22 protein-coding genes are annotated in these 20,667 nt (G+C 55.1%); 12 read left to right on the top strand and 10 right to left on the bottom strand.

Translation table 11 applies throughout. From position 1 onward, the window contains the following. Positions 1–98: 98 nt before the first annotated feature. A complete protein-coding gene (gene hxpB / locus V2S86_RS09075) occupies positions 99–764 on the bottom strand; it encodes a hexitol phosphatase HxpB (protein WP_330762141.1) in 666 nt (221 codons plus the stop codon). Between the two features lie 64 nt (positions 765–828). After that, complete coding sequence (locus V2S86_RS09070) at positions 829–2,121, bottom strand: HdeD family acid-resistance protein (RefSeq protein ID WP_330762140.1); 1,293 nt, start codon at positions 2,119–2,121, stop codon at positions 829–831. A gap of 195 nt (positions 2,122–2,316) precedes the next feature. Between V2S86_RS09070 and V2S86_RS09065 the strand changes: the two genes are divergently transcribed. Then, positions 2,317–2,877, top strand: coding sequence for a YniB family protein (locus tag V2S86_RS09065; RefSeq protein ID WP_330762139.1), 561 nt, complete (start codon positions 2,317–2,319; stop codon positions 2,875–2,877). A 40-nt stretch (positions 2,878–2,917) separates the two neighbouring features. Here the strand turns inward: V2S86_RS09065 and V2S86_RS09060 are convergent, their stop codons facing one another. Beyond that, complete coding sequence (locus V2S86_RS09060) at positions 2,918–3,787, bottom strand: fructosamine kinase family protein (RefSeq protein WP_212559528.1); 870 nt, start codon at positions 3,785–3,787, stop codon at positions 2,918–2,920. A gap of 254 nt (positions 3,788–4,041) precedes the next feature. On the opposite strand from V2S86_RS09060, the gene V2S86_RS09055 reads away from it, so the two are divergent. Then, on the top strand, positions 4,042–4,254 hold the full coding sequence (locus V2S86_RS09055) for a hypothetical protein (RefSeq protein WP_330762138.1): 213 nt from the start codon (positions 4,042–4,044) through the stop codon (positions 4,252–4,254). 21 nt (positions 4,255–4,275) lie between these two features. Here the strand turns inward: V2S86_RS09055 and V2S86_RS09050 are convergent, their stop codons facing one another. From V2S86_RS09050 to ghoS, 5 genes are all read right to left on the bottom strand, one after another. Further along, the gene (locus V2S86_RS09050; RefSeq protein ID WP_330762137.1) at positions 4,276–5,136 is read right to left on the bottom strand and encodes a metal ABC transporter permease; all 861 of its coding nucleotides are present in this window, start codon (positions 5,134–5,136) and stop codon (positions 4,276–4,278) included. Next, positions 5,136–5,996, bottom strand: coding sequence for an iron/manganese ABC transporter permease subunit YfeC (yfeC, locus tag V2S86_RS09045; RefSeq protein WP_330762136.1), 861 nt, complete (start codon positions 5,994–5,996; stop codon positions 5,136–5,138). Before yfeC ends, V2S86_RS09050 begins: the two co-directional genes overlap by 1 nt. Beyond that, positions 5,996–6,886 (bottom strand): manganese/iron ABC transporter ATP-binding protein, encoded by an 891-nt coding sequence (locus V2S86_RS09040; protein WP_330762135.1) that lies wholly within the window; start codon positions 6,884–6,886, stop codon positions 5,996–5,998. Before V2S86_RS09040 ends, yfeC begins: the two co-directional genes overlap by 1 nt. After that, positions 6,883–7,827, bottom strand: coding sequence for a metal ABC transporter substrate-binding protein (locus V2S86_RS09035; protein ID WP_330762134.1), 945 nt, complete (start codon positions 7,825–7,827; stop codon positions 6,883–6,885). The genes V2S86_RS09040 and V2S86_RS09035 overlap by 4 nt, the downstream gene beginning before the upstream one ends. A gap of 130 nt (positions 7,828–7,957) precedes the next feature. Beyond that, positions 7,958–8,257: a type V toxin-antitoxin system endoribonuclease antitoxin GhoS gene (gene ghoS, locus V2S86_RS09030; RefSeq protein ID WP_119803129.1), complete on the bottom strand. Its 300-nt coding sequence runs from the start codon at positions 8,255–8,257 to the stop codon at positions 7,958–7,960. A gap of 109 nt (positions 8,258–8,366) precedes the next feature. Here ghoS and V2S86_RS09025 point away from each other — a divergent pair, with 109 nt between their 5' ends. The 6 genes from V2S86_RS09025 to V2S86_RS09000 all read left to right on the top strand — a co-directional run bounded on the left by V2S86_RS09025 (position 8,367) and on the right by V2S86_RS09000 (position 16,020). Then, positions 8,367–9,032 (top strand): transglycosylase SLT domain-containing protein, encoded by a 666-nt coding sequence (locus tag V2S86_RS09025; protein WP_311992919.1) that lies wholly within the window; start codon positions 8,367–8,369, stop codon positions 9,030–9,032. A gap of 309 nt (positions 9,033–9,341) precedes the next feature. Continuing rightward, complete coding sequence (locus tag V2S86_RS09020; RefSeq protein WP_330762133.1) at positions 9,342–10,061, top strand: gluconate 2-dehydrogenase subunit 3 family protein; 720 nt, start codon at positions 9,342–9,344, stop codon at positions 10,059–10,061. A 2-nt stretch (positions 10,062–10,063) separates the two neighbouring features. Beyond that, positions 10,064–11,845, top strand: a complete 1,782-nt coding sequence (locus tag V2S86_RS09015) for a GMC family oxidoreductase (protein ID WP_004943573.1) — start codon at positions 10,064–10,066, stop codon at positions 11,843–11,845. 12 nt (positions 11,846–11,857) lie between these two features. Continuing rightward, the gene (locus tag V2S86_RS09010) at positions 11,858–13,195 is read left to right on the top strand and encodes a cytochrome c (RefSeq protein ID WP_330762132.1); all 1,338 of its coding nucleotides are present in this window, start codon (positions 11,858–11,860) and stop codon (positions 13,193–13,195) included. A gap of 256 nt (positions 13,196–13,451) precedes the next feature. Further along, a complete protein-coding gene (locus V2S86_RS09005; protein ID WP_330762131.1) occupies positions 13,452–14,735 on the top strand; it encodes an HAAAP family serine/threonine permease in 1,284 nt (427 codons plus the stop codon). 151 nt (positions 14,736–14,886) lie between these two features. Then, a complete protein-coding gene (locus tag V2S86_RS09000) occupies positions 14,887–16,020 on the top strand; it encodes an ABC transporter substrate-binding protein (protein ID WP_330762130.1) in 1,134 nt (377 codons plus the stop codon). 33 nt (positions 16,021–16,053) lie between these two features. Here V2S86_RS09000 and V2S86_RS08995 read toward each other — a convergent pair whose 3' ends face one another. Next, entirely contained in the window at positions 16,054–16,740 is a 687-nt protein-coding gene (locus V2S86_RS08995) for a MarC family NAAT transporter (RefSeq protein ID WP_330762129.1), read from the bottom strand. A 136-nt stretch (positions 16,741–16,876) separates the two neighbouring features. After that, positions 16,877–17,098 (bottom strand): hypothetical protein, encoded by a 222-nt coding sequence (locus tag V2S86_RS08990; protein ID WP_330762128.1) that lies wholly within the window; start codon positions 17,096–17,098, stop codon positions 16,877–16,879. Positions 17,099–17,475: 377 nt separating this feature from the next. Here V2S86_RS08990 and thrS point away from each other — a divergent pair, with 377 nt between their 5' ends. From thrS to rplT, 4 genes are all read left to right on the top strand, one after another. Beyond that, positions 17,476–19,404 carry a threonine--tRNA ligase gene (gene thrS / locus V2S86_RS08985; RefSeq protein ID WP_330762127.1) on the top strand — a complete coding sequence of 643 codons (1,929 nt, stop codon included), beginning with the start codon at positions 17,476–17,478 and terminating at the stop codon, positions 19,402–19,404. A gap of 3 nt (positions 19,405–19,407) precedes the next feature. After that, entirely contained in the window at positions 19,408–19,959 is a 552-nt protein-coding gene (infC, locus tag V2S86_RS08980) for a translation initiation factor IF-3 (RefSeq protein ID WP_013812633.1), read from the top strand. A gap of 98 nt (positions 19,960–20,057) precedes the next feature. Continuing rightward, positions 20,058–20,255 carry a 50S ribosomal protein L35 gene (gene rpmI, locus V2S86_RS08975; RefSeq protein WP_004943591.1) on the top strand — a complete coding sequence of 66 codons (198 nt, stop codon included), beginning with the start codon at positions 20,058–20,060 and terminating at the stop codon, positions 20,253–20,255. Positions 20,256–20,298: 43 nt separating this feature from the next. Beyond that, the gene (rplT, locus tag V2S86_RS08970; protein ID WP_004943595.1) at positions 20,299–20,655 is read left to right on the top strand and encodes a 50S ribosomal protein L20; all 357 of its coding nucleotides are present in this window, start codon (positions 20,299–20,301) and stop codon (positions 20,653–20,655) included. Positions 20,656–20,667 lie beyond the last annotated feature (12 nt).

The raw sequence follows: 20,667 nt of genomic DNA, 5'->3' as shown, positions 1-20,667 counted from the left end.
TATTTATTTTTTGACCTAAGGCATGGTTTTGAAAGTTAGGGGGGAATCTGAAGATAAAAGAGAGGCAGGGCGGCAGCGAGATAACGCCGCCGCGAAGATTACGCCAGATGCTCAGGCGTGAGCTGTTCGAGGGTATCGAGCTTATGGTCCGCCAATGCCCAGCGGGTGTCGTGGCGATACTCTTGCGCCGGGATGACGATTGAACGCATTCTCGCGGCCTTGGTGGCAATCATGCCGTTGAACGAGTCTTCCAGCGTGATGCAGCGCAACGGATCGCTGCCGAGACGTTCGGCGGCGATAAGGTAAACTTCCGGGTGCGGTTTGCTGTAAGGCAGGTATTCGGCGGACACCAACTGGTCGAAATACCCCGCCAGATCGAACATCTTCAACACTTGCTGTTGCATGTGCAGTGGCGATGCGGAGGCAAGCCCGATATTCAGATCCAGGCTGCGGCACAGTTCCAAGGCCTGGTGCACGCCCGGCAGCAACGGCCGTTTTTCATGCACCAGCTCAATGGCGCGTTCGATAATCCGCGCAGAGACCTCCTCCAGCGAAACGCCTTGCCACGGCATGGCCTGATACCACATTTTTACCACCAGATCGATGCGCAGTCCGAGGGTGTCCGGCAGTTTATGGCGGTCGGACAGATCCAGCCCCAGTGCGCCAAAGATATCCAGTTCCGCCTGTAGCCACAGAGGTTCTGAATCGATCAACAAACCGTCCATATCAAAAATAGCGGTTTCAATGCGTTGCGAATAGGCCATTAGCGATGAGCTCCTGCCGGCGTCGGTGAATGTACCCACCACTTTATCACCGCCGGGAACCAGACTAAAATTTTTGCCTGCCTGATTGCGCCGCATTCGCTTTGGGTGCCTTGCCGAAACGCAGGATACGCCACAGATCTCGCAGTTTTGACCACCAGCGCTGGTGCTGTCGCTCGGTAACCTGTTGCAGCATGCGCGCGTAGTCCAGCACCAGCCCCGGCGTCCAGGTCATGCTCTCGCCCCGGCTACGCAGCATCGCCAGCATCCACAGATGAGGGTCGAGGATCAAAAACAGAAAACGGCGCCACAGAGGCTTGTCACCCAGCACGCCCTCCAGCGCACTGTCCAGCGCCAGAATCACCGCGGTGGAACAGTTGCGGCGCGTCAGGTTGTAGGTTGTGTCCTGGCGATATTCTCGCCAGAAAGCATGCAAGGCGGCCGGGTTATAACGGCGGAACCGGATTTTTTTGTCGGGTGCGCACCAGGCTGCCACTTCTTGCTGCAAATCGGGTAAAAAACGGCCGTCGACGTTATTTTGCTCGCCGGAATGCAGTAACTGACGGAAATCTTGCACTGAATGGCTGATGTCATTGAGCGGATAATGGCTGATGTACAAATCCGGGGCCAGCGCCAGCGCAGCATGCCCGGTGGAGATATTGCCGCCGCCGTCCACCGCTGCGATATAGCGGTCAACAATGTAGCGCCGGCGCGCATCTTTCGCCGCCGCCACCGGCGTCCAGACATAGACCGTCAAGGGGGCGGCCTGAGTCGTTAGCGCAGCGGCTGGCTGGTGCCGGTTCAGGGAGAAACTCTCCAGCCGCTGCGCGATGCGCAGCACCGCCCAACCCGACAGCAAAAGCATGACGCCGACGCAAAAGGGGACCGTCATGCGATGCGGCACCGGCCAGCCGGTAAAAATAAATAGCGACAGCAAGATTTCGAAGCCGCCGGCCAGCGCGACCGGTTTCCAGCGGCTGTGCTGGATCAGGGTAGAAGAGGCGATACGCACGGAACCGTCCAGCAACAACGCGCTGCCGAACACCAGCGTGGCGACAATATTGTCGTCTGCCGGGACGTCCAGCACCAAAAAGGCCATCATCAGAAACCCCAGCCCTTTCAGCAATACCGGTCGGCTGGCGGCGGAGCCAATCACCAGCGCGGCGGAGATCGCCACCAGACCCTCGAGCGCCAGCACCACCGCCAGTGCATCCAGCGCCAACACCGAGCGGCCATCTTCGAGCACGTCAATTAACATCAACGAACCGGCGGCCATCCATGCACCACCAAACAACAGCAACGCGCGCCGCTGGCCGTGTAGCGCCTGTGGGCCCAATAACAGGATAATCAGGCGAATCATGACGTCCCCTTTCAGAATGATTGCATTAACTATATAGCCATTTAATGAGAATGGGTTGTCGCCGTTAAGTTGTTGAAAACGGCCAATCCCGGCTACGCTGTGTAGCACAGCGAGGAGAAAGAAAACGGTGGGCGAGTTTCAGTAACTACAGGTAGACTTAGCCAATTACGGTTACGTCGCTTACAAGGGGAACACATGACGTATCAACAGGCTGGGCGCATCGCCATTGTGAAACGCATTCTTGGCTGGGTGGTTTTCATCCCCGCGTTGCTGTCAACGCTGATCTCGCTGCTGCTGTTTTTCTATCAACACAGTGAGAAGACCAAAGGCATTAATGCGGTGATGTTGGATTTCGTCCACGTGATGGTGGATATGGTGCGCTTCAACACGCCGTTCCTGAATATCTTCTGGTATAACTCGCCGGTGCCGGACGTAGCGAGAAGCCTGTTCAGCGGCGCCAATCTGATGTTTATCATCATCTATTTTTTGATTTTTGTCGGGCTGGCGTTACAGGCATCAGGCGCGCGCATGTCGCGCCAGGTGAAGTTTATCCGTGAAGGTCTGGAAGACCAGATGATTCTCGAACAGGCCAAAGGCGATGCAGGGCATACGCGTGCGCAACTGGAAGAACGCATTACGCTGCCACATCACACCATTTTCCTGCAGTACTTCCCGCTGTACATTTTGCCGGTGGTGATCGCGGTAATTGCCTGGTTCGTCATCAAGTTGCTTGGCCAACTGGCCGGCGCGGCTTAAAGCGAGGCTAAGTCAAGGCGCTGCATTCGGCGCCTTGACGCTATCGGGCTTGGGGGCGCAGCAATGCTTCTACTGCACGCTGGGCCTTGACCAGATGCTGGCCGCCGAACAGATTGCTGTGGTTTAGCAGGTAATACAGCTGGTACAGCGGTTGGCGTTCAATAAACCCATGTTCCAACGGCCAGACGCTCTGATAACCGTCATAAATCTGCGGCGGCAGCTCAGGGTATAGCGGCAGCATCGCCAGATCGCATTCGCGATCGCCCCAGTAGCTGGCGGGATCGAACAGGATCGGACCGTTGGTGGTCATGCCGCAGTTGCCCGGCCACAGGTTGCCGTGCAGCAGTGAAGGTTGCGGCTGATGGTGCTGCAGGCGCAGATACACCACGTCGATAATTTCATCAATATCACCAAAGGTCATGCCTTTCTCCGCCGCTAACTGCAGTTGCCAGCCAATGCGTTGTTCGGCAAAGAATTCCGACCAGCGGCGTTGCCAGGCATTGGGTTGCGGAGTGGTGGTCAAATCGTTATCGAAGTCGAGGCCAAACTGCGGCTGTTCGCTCCATTTGTGCAAATGGGCCAACTGTTGGCCGAGGCAATGAGCGCCGTGGGCATCGAAGGGTTTCAGCGGCTGATATTCCAGCAGCAGGAAGCTGTAGTCACGATCGCTGCCGACGCCATAAACCTGCGGCACCCGCACGGTTTTACTGCGTGCCAGCAAGGCCAGTTGATCGGCTTCGGCGGTAAAGATCGGCAGCATTTCGCGGGCATCGCATTTGACAAATACCTCGTTGTCACCGTAACTCACGCGCCACGCCGGGTGGATTTCTCCCCCGGGCAGTTCAGTCCTTTCGCGGATTTCTGCGCTGCCAAGATGTTCACTTAACAGACGGCTAACGGCTTGCCACATGGTACACCCCCTCTGTGTTGCCTGCGAATTCATTAGGTTAGCGTCTTTACCGTTCCGAAAACACGACCTGGCGCACACTGGCACCAATGGAAGGCGATTTTTTCGCCATTCGCGTTTGCTCAAAGTATATACGCTATTGATTCATTTAAGCACGCAGCCTATTGCAACTTCGCGGCACCGGAGCGATGTTTATCCGGCTGGTGGCAACGGCGGGTATATAAGATGACTTTTCTAATCAATAAGATGAGGAAGTAATGGTGCAGTGGCAGCACGGCGAATACCTGAACGACACGGGCAAAAGTGAATTAAATTTGGCGTTCACCCACGCTTTTATGACCGCCTCGAGCTGGGCGCCCGCGCCGTGGCTGTATCAAAAAGTGGGATATGAAGCGGTGAATAGTCAGGACTATGTCTGGCATAGCGTCAGGCCAGGTATCTACCGGCAGCAATATGATAAGCGGCGGTGAGATTGCCCACCGCCGCCAGCGTTAGGGCTTCTCGTTGAGTAACGCCTCTTCGTGACGTTGTAACGGCCTGAGTTTACTGTAGAGCAGGGCGATAACAAACACAATCGCCTGAACGATCACGATACAAGGGCCGGTCGCGCCGTCGATGTGAAAGCTGATCAGGGTGCCGAGCACGCAGGAGAAGACCGACACCAGAGTTGCGATGATCAGCATGCGATCGAAACTGCGGCACAGCATAAAGGCAATGATGCCCGGGGCTATCAGCATCGCAATGACCAGAATTACCCCGACGGCTTGCAGCGAAGCGACAATGGTCAGCGCCAGCAGGCATAGCAAGCCGTAGTGCAGCAGCTTCACCGGCAGGCCAATCACCCTGGCATGGCTGGGATCGAAACAGTACAGCATCAGATCTTTGCGCTTTAGCAGCACCACCCCTAACGTAATGCCGGCAATCAGCAGCGTTTGCTTCAACTCTGCGTCGGTAATGCCCAGCATATTGCCGAACAGGATGTGGCTCAGGTGCTGGTCGGTATCGACGCGGGAAAACAGCACCAGCCCGAAGGCGAACATGCCGGAGAAAACGATGCCCATCACCGTGTCCTCTTTCACCCGGCTGTTTTCTTTCAGGTAGCCGGTGGCCACCGCGCAGAAAATGCCGGAGAAAAACGCACCGATAACCACCGGGATGCCAAGCACGAACGCCACGACGATGCCGGGCAGCACCGCGTGCGAGATGGCATCGCCCATCAGCGACCAGCCTTTGAGCACCAGATAGCACGACAGCACCGCGCACACCACGCCGGTCACGATAGCGGCCAGGATCGCCCGCTGCATAAACGGGTAGGCGAAGGGCTCACTGAGCAGTTGATACAGGGTTTCCATCAGTGGCCTCCGGTCTGTTCGCGGGCCACGCGACGCCGGGACGCCAGCAAGCCGTGTTTGGGGGCGAAGAAAAACGCCGCCAGGAACACCAGCGTTTGCAGGGTCACGATCACACCGCCGGTAGCGCCGTCGAGGAAGAAGCTCAGATAGGCACCGATACCGCTGGTCAGTGCGCCGATGACGATGGCGATGATCACTAATCGGCTAAAGCGGTCGGTCAGCAGATAGGCGGTGGCACCTGGCGTAATCACCATGGCGATCACCAAAATCGCCCCGACGGTTTGTAATGCCGCGACGGTACAGGCACTGAGCAGGGTGAAAAACAGAATTTTCATCCGCAGCGGGGAGAGGCCAATCGACACCGCGTGGTTTTCGTCAAAGAACACCGCCAGCAGATCTTTCCACACCAGGCATAGAATCAGCAGCGAGACGCCAATGATAATCTCGACCTGCAGCACGTCTTCGTCGGCGATGCCGAGAATATTGCCGAAGATAATCGACTGCACGTTAATCGACGTCGGATTGAGGGAAATGATCAGCAGCCCGACGGCGAAGAAGGTCGAAAAAATAAAGCCGATGATGGCGTCTTCACGCAGGCGGGTGACGTGGCGCACCAACGTCATGGCCAGTGCGGCCAGCATGCCCGTGAAGAAGGCCCCAGCGGCGTACGGCAGCCCAAGGGCATAGGCTCCGGCGACGCCCGGCACCACCGAGTGCGACAGAGCATCGCCCATCAGCGACCAGCCTTTCAACATCAGATAAGCCGATAGAAACGCGCAGGCGGCGCCAACGATGGCGCTGACCCAGATGGCTTTGACCATGTAGTTGTAATTGAAGGGTTGCAGCAGAGTTTCCAGCATCAGGGTTGTTTCTCCTTTTGCTGGCTTTGCGCAGGCGGGTCGCTTTTGGTATGGCCATAGAACACCGCCGGGCGTTCGTCATCGGTCAATACCGTCACGGTGCGCGGATCGTTATCGTCGTGCAGATCCGGGCCGGACAGGTTGATATGGCGCAACACGCCGCCGAACGCCTGTTCCAGATTGCTTTGGGTAAAGGTGGTTTCGGTCGGGCCGGCGGCCAGCACCGTGCGGTTAATCAGGATCACCCGGTCACAAAATTCCGGCACGCTACCCAGATTATGGGTGGAAACCAGGATCAGGTGACCTTCGTCACGCAACGCGCGCAGCAGATCGATAATTGCGTTCTCGGTTTTGACGTCCACACCGGTGAAGGGTTCATCCAGCAACAGCACGGAGCCTTGCTGCGCCAGCGCTCGCGCCAGGAATACGCGTTTTTTCTGCCCGCCGGACAGTTCGCCGATCTGGCGGGTGCGCAGTTCGCTCAGGCCAACGCGCTCCAGCGCTTTATCGACGCGCAACCGATCTTCCCGGGCGGGAATGCGCAGAAAATTCATCTTGCCGTAGCGGCCCATCATCACCACATCTTCCACCAGAACCGGGAAGTTCCAGTCGACGTCTTCGGTTTGCGGGACGTAGGCAATAATATTTTTCTTCAGCGCATGCGCCACCGGCTTGTCGTTCAACTGCACACGGCCGGTGGTGGGCTTGACCAGCCCCATGATGCTTTTGAACAGCGTCGACTTGCCGCTGCCGTTGACGCCCACTAACGCGCAGATGGCACCGCCGCTCAGGTTAAAACTGGCGTTGTGGATCGCGGTATGGCCGTTGTTGTAGGTAACGGTAACGTCATCAACGCTCAACTCAGGGCGGACAAAAACCTCGGTGGTCATTGATCAAATCCTTTGGCGATGGTTTGTACGGTGACGTTCAGCAGATCTATATACGTCGGGACCGGGCCGCCCTGGGTGGACAGCGAGTCGACATACAGCACGCCGCCGTATTTCGCCCCGGTTTCTTTCGCCACCTGCTTGGCCGGCTTGTCGGAAATGGTGCTTTCGCTGAACACCACCGGAATGCGGTTGGCGCGCACGGTATCTATGACCCGGCGAACCTGCTGCGGCGATCCTTGCTCGTCGGCATTAATGGGCCACAGATAGACTTCTTTCAACTGATAATCTTTCGCCAGATAGCTGAATGCGCCTTCGCTGGTAACCAACCAACGCTGGGCTGCGGGAATACGCGAAAGGCGCTCGCGCAGCGGGGCATCCAGCGCACTGATTTTGGCGGCATAGGCTTTGGCGTTGCGGTTATAGGTTTCTGCGTTGGCCGGGTCGTGCTGCACCAGCGCTTTACGGATGTTTTCTATATAGATCAGCGCATTGCTGGCGGACATCCAGGCATGCGGATTCGGGTTGCCATTATACGGACCTTCGTGGATGGGCAGTGGGGTGATGCCTTCGGTCACCACGGCGGCGGGCACCTGTTTGATATTCTCGAAGAAGCGTTGGAACCAACGTTCGAGGTTCATGCCGTTCCACAGGATCAGGTCGGCGTGCTGCGCTTTAACGATATCGCGCGGCGTTGGCTGATAATCGTGGATCTCCGCTCCCGGCTTGGTAATGGACTCGACCACGGCGGCATCGCCGGCCACGTTTTGAGCGATATCCTGAATGATGGTAAAGGTCGTCACCACGCGCAGTTTCTTTTCTGCTAGTGCGGCATTACTGACGAGGCTCGCGGCGAACAGCAGACTCAGCAGGGCAAAAGGGCGGTAAAACTCCCTGACCTGAATGAGTGAAAGGCGGGGAAAAACGCATCGTTTCAAAAGCATGGTGACATCTCCTGGCTCAAATGAAAATGATTATCAATATCAATTGTAGCGAAGTCAAGCGTCACCTTTACGCTGACGGCAGGCTATCAATCCATTGAGAAAATAATACCGTCAGGTGAGTTATAGCATTTTATGTATCCGTATGTAACCGCTTAACGTACTCCTCATAGCGAGCTATGTCGACCTCCGGGGTTTTCCCCAAGGCAACTTCACCGAGCTTCTGCGCCAGCTGTTGAACATCTTCTTGATTCAATGGAGTTATAAAGGCAAAACTGTTGCTGCCCAACTGATGCGGAACGCCCTGTTCATCTGTCACCGAAGTGACAAATCCATCACGGGTTAATTGTCCGGTAAGCTTGGCCAAATCAGCCAATCCTTCTTCCTGATAGTGGAAAGTCACCACAAAACACGTCGTTGCAGATTGACTCATAAATCACCTCTTGGTATATGGATAGCTTGAGATTAGACCAAAAAAATTATGCAGGCGTCCTTACAAGTTGTATATGCTACGCAACCCATTGAAAGGAGTGAGGGATTCTGTGAAAACAAAAATCGGTTGCCTGACGGCAATGTTGCTTTTGTCGGGGTGCGCCAAAGACCCGCAAACGACAAGTACTATTTCAGGCAGTGGCACATCGCGTGGGGGGTGGTTAAAAACTCCCCCGCAGGCTCCGGTCAACCGCACGGGGACACCGGTCGCCTATAACGATTACATTCGTCAGGCCGCCAGCAGTTATGGCGTTGACGAAACGCTGATTAAAGCGATTATTCAGGTGGAGTCCGGGTTTAACCCGAACGTGGTCAGCACCTCGAACGCCGTGGGATTAATGCAGCTGAAACCTTCTACCGCCGGACGTGACGCCTATCGTCTGAAAGGAAGAAGCGGGCAACCCAGCTCGCGTGAGTTGAAGGATCCGGCGGTCAATATTGATCTGGGAACGGCCTATATCAATATTCTTCAAAGCCAGCAGCTAGCCGGGATCAACAACCCACAGACCTTGCAGTACGCCACCATCGTTTCTTATGTCAATGGGGCTGGTGCCATGTTGCGCACGTTCGCCTCAGACAAGCGCGTGGCGGTAAACCGCATTAATCAGATGAGCCCGGATGAGTTTTATCAGCACATCCAGAAAAAGCATCCGGCCCCACAGGCGCCGCGCTATTTATGGAAGGTGACGACGGCCTACCAGGCAATGTCGCAGTAAGCTCTATTTTTTGCGAAAACCGGTCGCTCGCAGCGGCCGGTTTTTCTTTATCGACGCGGCAACGTCGCGACGTATCTCTCATTTTTCGTTATTTCCCATCCTGTTACCTCAAAAACCGCACAAATAGTTAAATTTACATTAGCGTATAATTCTTTACGTTCATTCAATAAGTTACCGGTAACATTCTGGCTTGAGTTTACAAAGTAACCTTCAAAAAATAGACAAATAAGTAACAAATTGTTTTTAAATCCCGCAATAATCACAAGGTTGAGGTTAAATAGTTGTGATTATCTTTGGATGGAATGTGACATGTCGGACGATAAAACTAACAACTCACGGCGCGATTTCCTGCTGAAATCGATGACTTTAATTCCCGCAGCGGTGATTGGCGGCAGCGGCGTCAGCGCCCTGACGGCACCCATGCCTGCTGTCGCGGCTACAGACACCCCAACGGACTACCAGCCCACGTTTTTCACCCCGGAAGAATGGGCATTTATCAAGGCCGCTGCCGCGCGCCTGATCCCGGCTGACGATCGCGGCCCTGGTGCGCTGGAAGCCGGCGTGCCGGAGTTTATCGATCGCCAGATGAATACCCCGTACGCCACAGGTTCAATCTGGTACATGCAAGGGCCTTTCAACCCGGATGTGCCGAAAGAGATGGGTTACCAACTGCCGCTGGTGCCGAAACAGATTTACAACCTGGGTATCAGCGACGCGGATGCCTACTGCAAGAAAACCGCCGGCAAAGCCTTTGCCGAGCTGGATGCTGCACAGCAGGATGCGCTGCTGCAGAAGTTTGAATCAGGTGAGGCGGAATTCTCGCAGTTGCCTTCCAAGCTGTTCTTCTCCTACCTGCTGCAAAACACCCGTGAAGGTTTCTTCAGCGATCCGATCCATGGCGGTAACAAAGACATGGTCGGCTGGAAGCTGATTAATTTTCCGGGCGCGCGCGCCGACTTTATGGACTGGGTTGAGCGAGGGGAACGCTATCCCTTCCCACCGGTATCAATTCGTGGGGAGAGGGGATAACGATGGCAACGGTAATGAAAAAAGTAGACGCGGTGATCGTCGGTTTCGGCTGGGTTGGCGCGATCATGGCCAAGGAGCTGACCGAGGCGGGCTTGAATGTGGTGGCGCTGGAACGTGGCCCGATGCGCGATACTTATCCGGACGGCTCCTACCCGCAGGTGATTGACGAGCTGACCTATAATATCCGCCGCAAACTGTTCCAGGACCTGTCGAAAAGTACCGTGACCATTCGGCATAATACCAGCCAGACTGCGGTGCCTTATCGCCAACTGGCCGCCTTTCTGCCGGGCACCGGCGTGGGCGGGGCGGGCTTGCACTGGTCCGGCGTGCATTTTCGCGTTGACCCGATCGAGTTGCGCATGCGCAGCCACTACGAAGAGCGCTACGGCAAGAGTTTTATCCCGAAAGACATGACCATTCAGGACTTCGGCGTGACTTACGACGAGCTGGAGCCGTTCTTCGATAAAGCCGAAAAAGTGTTTGGCACTTCCGGCACCGCCTGGACCATCAAGGGCCAGAAAGTGGCGCAGAAGGGCGGCAACCGCTTTGCGGCCGATCGCTCCAGCGATTTCCCGCTGCCGGCGCAAAAGAATACCTTCTCCGCCCAACTGTTCGAGAAGGCGGCGCTGGAGGTGGGTTATCACCCGTATAATCTGCCTTCCGCCAACACGTCGGACTCCTATACCAACCCTTACGGTGCGCAGATGGGGCCGTGCAACTTCTGCGGCTTCTGCAGCGGTTACGCCTGCTACATGTATTCCAAGGCATCGCCGAACGTCAATATTCTGCCGGCGTTGCGCATGGAGAAACGCTTCGAGTTGCGTACCAACGCCAACGTGTTGAAAGTGAATCTGAGCGCCGACAAATCCCGCGCCACCGGCGTGAATTACGTCGATGCGCAGGGCCGCGAAATCGAACAGCCGGCGGAGCTGGTGATCCTGGGCGCCTTCCAGTTCCACAACGTGCATCTGATGCTGCTGTCCGGCATCGGCAAGCCTTACGATCCTGTAACCGGCGAGGGCGTTGTCGGGCGCAATTTCGCCTATCAGAATATGACCACCATTAAAGCGTTTTTCGACAAGGACGTGTTCACCAACCCGTTCATCGGTGCTGGCGGCAACGGCGTCGGGGTGGACGATTTCAACGCCGATAACTTTGACCATGCCAAAGAAGGCTTTGTCGGCGGTTCACCGTTCTGGGTCAACCAGGCGGGTACCAAACCGATTTCCGGCTTGCCGACGCCTCCGGGTACCCCGGCCTGGGGCAGCAAGTGGAAAGCGGCGGTGGCGGACGCTTATACCCATCACGTGTCGATGGACGCCCACGGGGCGCACCAGTCGTACCGCAGCAATTATCTGGACCTCGATCCCACCTACAAGAACGTGTTTGGTCAGCCGCTGCTGCGCATGACGTTCGACTGGCAGGAAAACGACGTCAAGATGGCGCAATTCATGTACGACAAAATGGCGCCGATCGCCAAAGCGATGAACCCGAAACTGATCGCCGGCAGCCCGAAAAACGCCAACAGCCATTTTGACACCACCAGTTACCAGACTACGCACATGAACGGTGGCGCGGTGATGGGCGAAGATCCGAAGACCAGCGCGGTAAACCGCTATCTGCAAAGCTGGGACGTGCACAACGTGTTTTCCATTGGCGCGTCGGCCTTCCCGCAAGGGCTGGGTTACAACCCGACCGGCACCGTGGCCGCGTTGGCTTACTGGTCTGCCCGCGCGATTCGCGAGCAGTATCTGAAAAACCCAGGCCCTTTGGTGCAGGCATAAGGACGGCGATTGATGAAAGCATTTGTTCCCGCACTGGTTCTCAGTGCACTGAGTTTTTCCGTTTGGGCGCAGGACGCGACGGTCAGCAGCGAATTGATCAAACGCGGCGAATACCTGGCGCGCGCCGGTGACTGCGTGGCCTGCCACACCAACGGTAAAAGCGGTAAAGAGTTCGCCGGTGGTTTGGCGATGGAAACGCCGATCGGCACCATTTACTCCACCAATATCTCGCCGGATAAAAAAACCGGTATCGGTGATTACAGCTTTGAGGACTTCGACAACGCGGTGCGCAAGGGCGTAGCCAAAAATGGCAGTACCCTGTACCCGGCGATGCCTTATCCGTCGTTCGCGCTGGTGAAAGAGGACGACATGCGCGCCATGTATGCCTATTTCATGCATGGCGTGCAGCCGGTGGAACAGGCCAACAAGGATTCCGACATTCCCTGGCCGTTGTCAATGCGCTGGCCGCTGAGCATTTGGCGCGGCATGTTTGCACCGACGCCGGCGGATTTTGTCGCTGACGCCAAAGCCGATCCGGTGATCGAGCGTGGGCGCTATCTGGTGGAAGGGCTGGGACACTGCGGTGCCTGCCACACGCCGCGCAGCATTACCATGCAGGAAAAATCGCTGAGCAATAACGACGGCGACACTTATCTGTCCGGCAGCAACGCGCCGATTGACGGTTGGGTCGCCTCCAGCCTGCGTGGCGACCAGAAAGACGGGTTGGGTACCTGGAGCGAAGCCGAACTGACCGAGTTCCTGAAAACCGGCCGCAACGACAAATCCATCGTGTTCGGCGGCATGAGCGACGTGGTGGAACACAGCCTGCAGTATCTCAGCGATGAAGACCTGACGGCGATCTCGCGCTACCTGAAAACGTTGCCACCGAAAGACGGCAAGCGGCAGGCGGCACCCGTCGAGGACAACGTTGCCAAGGATCTGTGGCGCGGCAACGACAGCAAGCCTGGCGCGGCGTTGTACGTCGATAACTGCGCGGCTTGCCACCGTACCGACGGCGTGGGTTATAAACGCGCCTTCCCGGCACTGAAGGGCAACCCGGTGGTGCAAACCGACGATGCGACCTCGCTGATCCACATAGTGCTGACCGGCAATACCACTCCGGCGGTGAAAGGGGCGGTGTCCAACATCACCATGCCGCCGTTTGGTTGGCGCTTGAACGACCAACAGGTGGCGGACGTGGTCAACTTTATCCGTTCCAGCTGGGGCAACAGCGCCAAGCCCATCGATGCCTCAGACGTGGCCGGCGTGCGTAAAGACCGCTCGATGATCCGCAACGAGAAGGAGATGGGGAGCGCCGAAGTACCGGAGCACCCGAACGCCAACAAGTAAACCGTCAGGGGCCTCATCAGGCCCCTGTTTTTTTGCCTTTCTCCCTCCATTCCCGCACCGAAAATCGCTCATGAAGCGCGCAGTCAGCCGCCAAGAGATAGACCCAAGCAGCGTTTTTAATTATCCTTTGCCGTCCTTTTATCAAGCACAAGAATGAAATACTGCATTAATCCCTTGATTAATGTTAAAAAATTCGCGGAGAAGGATATCCCATTGAGCGCAATCGTTGTCGCTGAAGAGTAAGGTGAGCTTTCCTATGAGTACGATTTCTCCCGATTCAGGTACGCAGGCCGCTACCCGAGCGGCCAAATGGAACAAAACCGATACGGTGTGGATGTTTGGTCTCTATGCCACCGCTGTCGGTGCAGGTACGTTGTTCCTGCCCATCAATGCCGGGTTGAACGGCCCGTTGGTGCTGTTGCTGATGGCACTGTTTGCTTTTCCTCTGACCTATTTGCCGCATCGTGCACTGAGCCGCTTTGTGCTTTCCGGCTCCAGCCGCGACGGCAATATCCATGATGTGGTGGTCGAGCACTTTGGCGTGCTGGCGGGAAAAATCATCATGGTATTGTACCTGATGGCGTTTTTCCCGATCGTGCTGGTATACAGCATTTCGATTACCAACGCGCTGGACAGCTTCCTGATCCATCAGTTCCATCTGACGCCGTTGCCGCGTATCTGGTTGAGCCTGGCGGTGGTGGTGGTGCTGAATCTGATTTTGTTGCGCGGTAAAGACGCGATTGTCGCGGCGATGGGCATGCTGGTGTTCCCGCTGTTGGTATTCCTGATGGGGATTTCGCTGTACCTGATACCGACCTGGCAGACGGCGAACTTCGTCAGCGGCCTGGCCAACACCCAGTTCAGCAGCCCGGATTTGTGGCATTCGTTGTGGCTGGCGGTACCGGTGATGGTGTTTTCCTTCAGCCATGCGCCGATTATTTCGTCCTTCGCCTCTACCCAGAAAAGCCTGTATGGCGACAAGGCCGAGCGCCGCTGCGCACGCATCATGCGTTACAGTTACGTGCTGATTTGCGTCACCGTGCTGTTCTTTGTCTTTAGCTGCGTGCTAAGCCTGTCGCATGCGGACATGCAGCAGGCGAAAGATCAGAACATCACCGTGTTGACCACACTGGCGAACAAATTCTCCAATCCGCTGATTGCCTACCTTGGCCCGGTGATGGCGATGCTGGCGATGGCCAAGTCTTATCTTGGCACCTCGCTTGGCGTTACCGAAGGGGCGACCAGCCTGATTGACGGTTTGACGCGGGCGGTCGGTAAGCCGTTAAGCTCGCGCATCACGCACCGCCTTTCCGCCGTACTGTTGTTCCTGCTCACCTGGGCGGCCACGGTGTGGAACCCCAGCGCGTTGCATATTATCGAAACCATCAGCGGCCCGTTGATTGCGGTAATCCTGTTTATTTTGCCGATGTACGCGGTGCGTGCGGTGCCCGCGATGCGCCGTTACCGTGCGCTGAGCAATATCTTCGTGCTGGTGATGGGACTGATTGCGCTTTCTGCGCTGATTTACGGCCTGGTTTAACCTCTGTGGCGCGCCGTGACCGGCGCGCCATGTTTCCCGCCTGATTCACATCCATTTTCAATTAATGCGCAATCTACTTAGCGTTATCTTTGATAATAGAAGCCATTCTCATTATTATTTACCGATAACTTTTTACGCTAAGGAGCTTTACGTGCACCGTCGAATCACCCTGCTGGCATTGGCCTGCGCCTGCGTTTTATCTGCTCAGGCGATGGCGACCACCTATCCGTTGACCCTGACCGACACCGCCGGCGAAAGCGTGACGATTAAGCAAGAGCCGAAACGCATTGTGGTGCAGGACGGGCGCGATATTTTGACGCTGGCCTTGCTGGACCGCGCCGATCCCTTCACCCGGCTGGTGGCGTGGAACAACCTGCTGAAGAAAAGCGACGGTGAGACCTGGAAAATCCTGCAGAGCAAATGGCCTGAGGCGAAGAACATTATCGATATGGGCTTCAGCGACAAGGGCGAGATCAATCTGGAGAGCGTGATAGCGAAACATCCCGATCTGATGGTGGCGCAATTACGTTCCAAACCTTCTTTGAGCCAGACAGGCGTGCTGGACAAGCTGAAAGCGTTGAATATTCCGGTGTTGTTTATCGATACCATGCTGAAACCGGTAGAAAATACCCCGAAAAGTATCCAATTGTTGGGGGAGACGCTGAACCGCGAGAGCGAAGCGAAGCAGTACACCGATTTCTATCAGCAGCATTATCAGAACATCCTCGATAAAACCAAAGCGGTGGAACCAAAACCGCTGGTGTTTATCGAAGCGAAAGCCGGCCTGAATGGGCTTGAGTCTTGCTGCTTCACCCATTCGCACGTCGGCTGGGGCGGGATGATCGAGGCGGTGGGGGCGCGCAACCTGGGTTCCGAACTGCTGCCCGGCGCGACCGGCGACGTGTCGCTGGAAAAAGTGATCAGCATGAAACCGGACGCCTATATCGTGTCCGGTTCCCAGTGGGCCAGCAAAACCAATGCTGCCGTGCCTTTTGGTTATGGCGTTACCCAACAGCAGGTCGACGATGCTTTCAACCGTATGAAACAGCGCCCGGGCTTTGCTCAACTCTCGGCGGTGAAAGAGGGGCGTTTCTACGGCATTTACCACAACTTCTACAACCACCCGTACAACATTGTTGGGTTGGAGTATCTGGCGAAGTTTATCTATCCGAATCAGTTCAAAGACTTGGATCCGGCGAAAACCTACAGCGAGATCCTCAGCCGCTTTACCGAAGTGCCGGAAGGCAAGGGGATTTTGGGTGCTCAGGCACCGACAGGGAAGTAAGCCAGACGGGCGCGGCGATCCGCGCCCGTTTTATCAGGCCGCTGGCGTGTAGGTGGAGATAATCTCCAGCACGCCGTTGATAATAAACTGCACGCCCATACACACCAACAAAAACCCCATCAGGCGTGAGATTGCCTCAATGCCGCTCTTGCCCACCAGGCGCATAATGGCACCGGAGCTTCTCAGGCAACCCCACAGTATTACCGCCACCGACAGAAAAATCGCCACCGGCGCCACCAACAGTACCCAATGCTCAAATCCCAGCGTGTTGGCCTTAATGCTTGATCCCGAACTGATGATCATGGCAATCGTCCCCGGGCCGGCGGTGCTTGGCATGGCCAGTGGCACAAAGGCGATGTTGGCCGAGGTTTTCTTGCGCAGTTCGTTTGACTTGGTTTCCACCTCCGGCGCTTCTTCTGCGCTTTGCTGCGGAAAAAGCATGCGAAAACCGATAAATGCGACAATCAGCCCGCCGGCGATGCGCAGGCCGGGAATGGAGATGCCGAAGGTGTTCATGACCAACTGACCGGCGTAGAACGCTACCGTCATGATGAGGAACACGTAGACCGACGCCATCAACGACTGCTGATTGCGCTCTTCACGCGTCATATTGCCCGACAAGCCGAGCAACAACGCCACGGTGGTAAGCGGGTTGGCCAGCGGCAACAACAGCACCAGACCCAATCCGATAGCCTGGAATAACTGCATGATACTCGTCATGAAACAGACCTCTGTTTTCAATTAACGCCACGGCGCGGCGTAAAATAATAGAGTAGCCTGCCGGGAGATCGCCAGCAATGGCGAGAGGGGGAGAACATTCGAAAATTCACAATGTTGACACGGAATTGGTGCCCGATCAGCCCTGCGTATTGGGTGGCGTCAATTCGGGCGCAGGGTTGGCAGAAGTGTCGTCGTCGTTCACGCAGTCATTGGCGATGTCCGGGGCATCTTCGCATTCCATCGGCGGTTCGTTGACCGCAATGGCCCGCGGGTGGCGATCGGTGCCGAAGTGAAGCAGAACAAAACTCGCCACCAGGACTACGCAGACGCCAACAAGTAACTTGAATAACCGGTTCATGATGCGAGGGTGTGTCTCAATTCAGCCGTTAGTGGCGACAGAATAGCGGTAGCGGGCAAGCTTCGCCATAGCTGATTTACGCAATGTTATTGCTTGTGCATTGTGGGTAAACCGCTCATCGAGATTTTAAAATACGTCGGCCGGCACGTGGAGGCATGCCTGACAAACTCTCAGGTAGATGGCGCGCTAATCATAGTGTTACACTCCCTGTTCCGTTATGGCGTCGCACCATGGCACAACGTAAATTGTGTGCTTATGAGGGTACATATTTGGCAGAGTGAAGCTGAATAGCGTTCATAACAATATGTAGTTAAACGATATTGTATTTCTTCATGTGATCTGTCGTGTGGGTCACCACTGTAGATAAGGAATCATTAATGCCTGTTATTACTCTTCCTGACGGAAGTCAGCGTCATTTCGACCACGCCGTTTCCCCGCTGGATGTTGCCCTTGATATCGGCCCTGGTTTGGCCAAAGCCTGTATTGCCGGCCGTGTAAACGGTGAACTGGTTGATGCCGGCGATCTGATCGAATCCGATGCGCAACTGGCGATCATCACCATCAAGGACGCCGAAGGTCTGGAAATCATGCGCCACTCCTGTGCGCACCTGTTGGGCCATGCTATCAAGCAGCTGTGGCCGGACACCAAAATGGCCATCGGCCCGGTGATCGACAACGGTTTCTACTATGACGTCGATATTGACCGCACTCTGACGCAGGAAGACCTGGATCTGCTGGAAAAGCGGATGCATGAGTTGGCCGACAAAGATTATGACGTCATCAAGAAAAAGGTCAGTTGGCAAGAAGCCCGCGACACCTTTGCCGCGCGTGGTGAAGACTACAAAGTGGCGATTCTGGATGAGAACATCAGCCATGACGACCGTCCTGGCCTGTATCACCATGAAGAATATATCGACATGTGCCGCGGTCCGCACGTGCCGAACATGCGTTTCTGCCATCATTTCAAACTGCAGAAAACTTCAGGCGCTTACTGGCGTGGCGACAGCAAAAACAAAATGCTGCAGCGTATCTACGGTACCGCATGGGCAGACAAGAAACAGCTGAATGCCTACCTGCAACGTCTGGAAGAAGCCGCCAAGCGTGACCACCGCAAGATCGGCAAGCAGCTCGACCTGTATCATATGCAGGAAGAAGCGCCGGGCATGGTGTTCTGGCACAACGACGGCTGGACGATTTTCCGCGAGCTGGAAGCCTTTGTGCGCATGAAGCTGAAGGAGTACCAGTATCAGGAAGTGAAAGGGCCATTTATGATGGACCGTGTGCTGTGGGAAAAAACCGGCCACTGGGAAAACTATAAAGACGCCATGTTCACGACCTCGTCGGAAAACCGCGAGTACTGCATCAAGCCGATGAACTGCCCGGGACACGTGCAGATCTTCAACCAGGGCCTGAAGTCTTACCGTGATTTGCCGCTGCGTATGGGCGAGTTCGGCAGTTGTCACCGCAACGAGCCTTCCGGTTCTCTGCATGGCCTGATGCGCGTGCGTGGTTTCACTCAGGATGACGCCCATATCTTCTGTACCGAAGAGCAGGTGCGCGCCGAAGTGAACGAATGCATCAGAATGGTCTATGATGTTTACGGCACTTTTGGTTTCGAAAAGATTGCGGTTAAACTCTCGACCCGCCCTGAGAAGCGCATCGGCACTGACGATATGTGGACTCGCGCGGAAGATGACTTGGCTGCCGCGTTGACAGAAAACGGGATTCCGTTTGAATATCAGCCGGGTGAGGGCGCCTTCTACGGACCAAAAATTGAATTTACTCTGCATGATTGTTTGGATCGTGCATGGCAATGTGGTACCGTGCAGCTCGATTTCTTCTTACCGGGCCGTTTAGGCGCGTCGTATGTTGGCGAAAACAACGATCGCGTGGTACCGGTAATGATCCACCGCGCTATTTTGGGCTCCATGGAGCGTTTCATCGGTATCCTTACCGAAGAGTACGCTGGGTTCTACCCAACCTGGATTGCTCCGGTGCAGGTGGTGGTGATGAATATCACCGACAGCCAGTCTGATTATGTCCAGCAATTGACCAAAAAACTGCAAGATGCAGGGATTCGTGTTAAAGCGGACTTGAGAAATGAGAAGATTGGCTTTAAAATTCGCGAACATACTTTACGTCGAGTTCCTTACATGTTGGTGTGCGGTGATAAAGAGGTCGAATCAGGCAAAGTTGCCGTTCGTACCCGCCGTGGCAAAGACCTGGGAAGCCTCGACGTAAACGAAGTCGTAGACAAGCTGCTGAAAGAGATTCGCAGCCGTAGTCTTCATCAACTGGAGGAATAAAGTATTAAAGGCGGAAAACGAGTTCAACCGGCGCGTCCTAATCGCATTAACAGAGAAATTCGCGCGCAAGAAGTTCGCCTAACCGGCGTCGATGGCGAGCAGATTGGTATTGTCAGTCTGAATGAAGCTCTTGAAAAAGCTGAGGAAGCGGGTGTTGATTTAGTAGAAATCAGCCCAAATGCCGAACCGCCAGTTTGCCGAATCATGGATTACGGCAAATTCCTCTACGAGAAGAGCAAGTCGACCAAAGAACAGAAGAAGAAGCAAAAAGTCATTCAGGTCAAGGAAATCAAATTCCGTCCTGGTACCGATGATGGCGACTATCAGGTCAAACTACGCAACCTGATTCGCTTTCTGGAAGATGGCGATAAAGCCAAAATCACCCTGCGTTTCCGTGGGCGTGAAATGGCGCACCAACAGATCGGTATGGAAGTGCTTAACCGCGTCCGTAAAGACCTGTGTGAAGATTCTGATTTGGCCATTGTCGAATCCTTCCCTACGCGGATCGAAGGTCGTCAGATGATCATGGTGCTCGCACCGAAAAAGAGACAGTAAAGGCTTCCAAGTAATCGAACCCGCGCAACGCTTGCGTTGTGTGGGTTTTATTCGCCTTACTGATCGTTGTTTAACAATGCGAAGTGGATTTAATTAAAATGCCAAAGATTAAAACTGTACGTGGTGCAGCCAAGCGCTTCAAAAAAACCGGTAGCGGTGGTTTTAAGCGCAAGCATGCTAACCTGCGTCATATTCTGACCAAAAAAGCAACCAAGCGTAAACGTCACCTGCGTCCGAAAGGCATGGTGTCTAAAAACGATATGGTCCTGGTTGTTGCGTGCCTTCCGTACGCATAAGCCATTTTTTTTGAATCCAGAATAAGACTTTAGGAGAGAGCATATGGCTCGCGTAAAACGTGGTGTAATTGCACGCGCACGTCACAAGAAAATTTTAAAACAAGCGAAAGGTTACTACGGTGCCCGTTCGCGCGTTTATCGTGTTGCCTTCCAGGCAGTAATCAAAGCAGGTCAGTATGCTTACCGTGACCGTCGTCAACGTAAGCGTCAGTTCCGTCAGCTGTGGATTGCACGTATCAACGCAGCAGCTCGTGTGAACGGCCTGTCTTACAGCAAATTCATTAACGGCCTGAAAAAAGCCTCTATTGAAATTGACCGTAAGATCCTGGCTGATATCGCAGTCTTCGACAAAGTGGCCTTCGGCGCACTGGTTGAGAAAGCGAAAGCAGCACTGGCGTAAGTCAGTAGAAGA

It is taken from the genome of Serratia sp. C2(1), assembly GCF_036352655.1.
Classification (GTDB): Bacteria; Pseudomonadota; Gammaproteobacteria; order Enterobacterales; family Enterobacteriaceae; genus Serratia; species Serratia inhibens.
Note: the sequence above shows the minus strand (reverse complement) of the source record. Positions and strands in the feature narration are given on the sequence as shown.